Source organism: Brachyspira pilosicoli (genome assembly GCF_008016535.1).
In the GTDB taxonomy this organism is placed as follows: domain Bacteria; phylum Spirochaetota; class Brachyspiria; order Brachyspirales; family Brachyspiraceae; genus Brachyspira; species Brachyspira pilosicoli_A.
In genome coordinates this window covers 1-506 of the sequence record NZ_SAXY01000113.1, presented here as the reverse complement: position 1 = coordinate 506, position 506 = coordinate 1, and the positions used below count along the sequence as shown (strand labels likewise).

General features: G+C 21.3%; 1 protein-coding gene. It reads left to right on the top strand.

Features of this window, described 5'->3' with window-relative positions:
* Positions 1-88 precede the first annotated feature (88 nt).
* The coding region (locus tag EPJ72_RS12955; protein WP_147732517.1) for a hypothetical protein at positions 89-506 on the top strand (418 nt) is incomplete at its 3' end.

The following is a 506-nucleotide window of genomic DNA, read 5'->3' as shown; positions in this document are numbered from 1 at the left end:
GAGCCACAGATATTGCACGTTTTTTTAGTTTAAAAAAGTAGGTATTCCTTATAATTTAATTAATTAAAATAAAACAAAAGGAATACCTATGAAAGAATATACTTCAAATCAAAGAAAAAAGATAGTTATAAAAATCAATAAAGTTAAGAATAAAGAAGTATTAGCTTTAAAATATAAGATTAGTATTAGAACATATTATTATTGGAAAAGCCAATTAGAAACTTATTCTATTATAAAACCTAAATCTACTAAACCTAAGAATAATAAAAATAAATTGAAAAATAAAAAGATTATTAAAAGAATAATTGAAATAAGAAAATTATATGGTTATGGTAAATTAAAAATAAAAAAACAATTAGAGTTAGAAAACATTAAAGTTGGAACAACAGCTATAGAAACTGTCCTAAAAGAAAATAATTTGTATAGGAGCAAAAAGAAAAAAATTAAGAGAAAACATAAAGGAAAGCATGCTATTTATATCAAGGAAGCAGGGGAAAAAGTACAAA